Source organism: Parasedimentitalea denitrificans (assembly GCF_011813015.1).
Taxonomy (GTDB): Bacteria; Pseudomonadota; Alphaproteobacteria; order Rhodobacterales; family Rhodobacteraceae; genus Parasedimentitalea; species Parasedimentitalea denitrificans.
The window spans coordinates 2774-4382 of sequence record NZ_QHLQ01000052.1 but is presented as its reverse complement, the minus strand read 5'-3'; the positions used below and the strand labels follow the sequence as shown (position 1 = coordinate 4382).

The 1609-nt window shown below is 38.0% G+C and carries 1 protein-coding gene; it reads left to right on the top strand.

Annotation, left to right across the window (positions count from 1 at the left end):
* Positions 1–86: 86 nt before the first annotated feature.
* Positions 87–1304 carry a MobV family relaxase gene (gene mobV / locus DL239_RS21160; protein ID WP_061092469.1) on the top strand — a complete coding sequence of 406 codons (1218 nt, stop codon included), beginning with the start codon at positions 87–89 and terminating at the stop codon, positions 1302–1304.
* The last annotated feature ends 305 nt before the right edge of the window (positions 1305–1609 follow it).

Sequence of the window (1609 nt, the reverse complement as noted above, 5' to 3'; positions counted from 1 at the left end):
ATGTAAAGTATAGTGTGTTATACTTTACATGGAAGTTGACCGAAAACAGGTACACCTTTGTACCCGAAAAATTGGGGCTGATATAGATGAGTTTTGCTATCTGCAGGATGCAAAAAATGAAATCACATGACTTAAAAGGAATCCAATTTCACAATCAAAGAGAACGTGAAAGTAAAACGAATTCCGATATTGATAAAGAGCGTTCACATAAAAATTATGATTTTGTAAACGATGAAAATATTGATTATAACGAGCGAGTAAAAGAGATTATTGAATCGCAAAAAACAGGGTCGAGAAAAACTCGAAAAGATGCGGTACTGGTAAATGAGTTGCTCGTAACGTCGGACCGAGATTTTTTTGAGCGACTAGATCCAGTTGAGCAAAAACGATTTTTTGAAGAAAGTTTTAAATTATTTTCAGAGCGATATGGTGAGCAAAATATTGCTTATGCGACTGTTCATAATGACGAAAAAACGCCCCATTTACATATCGGAGTTGTACCAATGCGTGACGGCAAACTTCAAGGGAAAAACGTTTTTAATCGTGCTGAATTACTTTGGATGCAGGATAAATTTCCAGAGCATATGCAGAAACTTGGTTTTGATTTGGAACGTGGGGAAAAAGGTTCTGACCGTCAACATATCGAAACCACCAAATATAAAAAGCAGACATTGGAAAAAGAAATTGATTTTCTAGAAAAAAATATTGTAACCAAAAAAGATGAATTGACTGCATTCATCGGGAAAGTGGAATCTGATTTAACCGTGCCAGCGAAGCGGCAAACGAAAAATGTTGAAGTGCCAACTGGTGAAAAAAATTTATTTGGCAAGGAAAAAACAAAAACGGTAAAAAAACCAACTGAAAATGTCATTATTTCGCGAACTGATTATAAAAAATTGGTCGCTGCTGCACAGGATAATGAAAAGTTGAAAATCCATTTAAAACAGGTACTGAATACTGATATGGCTAAAGAAAATAGGGAGTTACGTGAAAATTATGAAGTGCTGAGAGGAAAACACAATGATCTTGTTCACCGATTCAATGGAATGGTGGAGGATCATAACGAGTTGGTTCAAGAAAATAAATCGTTAAAAGCCCGTGTGAGCGATTTGAAGCGAGAAATCGGTTTTGTATATAAAAGTGCCAAAGATTTTTTAGAAGAGCGTATAAGAGGTCTGAGCGCCTTCAGAAGCGCTTTTAAAGATTTAGTAGATAAAGTAAAGGAGAAAACTCCTGGAAGCGAATTTGAGCGGTTACACAAGCGTGAGCGACGTCTTGAACAGAATCGGGAAATGGAAAGATGAAAAATGCCTGTAAAGGTGTTTTTCATCTTTTTGTTTTGGGTTTTATTTTTGGGTTTTTAGGTCTTGGTTTTTGGGTGGGAGCGGAAAAAAGGGGGGACTACTACGACCCCCCCTTTAAGTGCCGAGTGCCAATTTCAGCGAAAAAGCCGCACGAAGCCAGGCGGGGCAAGGGTTTGCGTCGGCGAGTTTTCGGCGAGTTTTCGGCGAGTTTTTGGGCGAGTTCTTGGGTTTTGTATGATTTTTGTTGCATTCAATGCGTAGTTTAGCTACACTCAAACTAAGCGATTGTTAGGAGGTTATGAAAT

Bases quoted from the DNA above. Each gene is read 5' to 3' on its own strand.
- mobV (WP_061092469.1), top strand. From the start codon at position 87: ATGAGTTTTGCTATCTGCAGGATGCAAAAAATGAAATCACATGACTTA.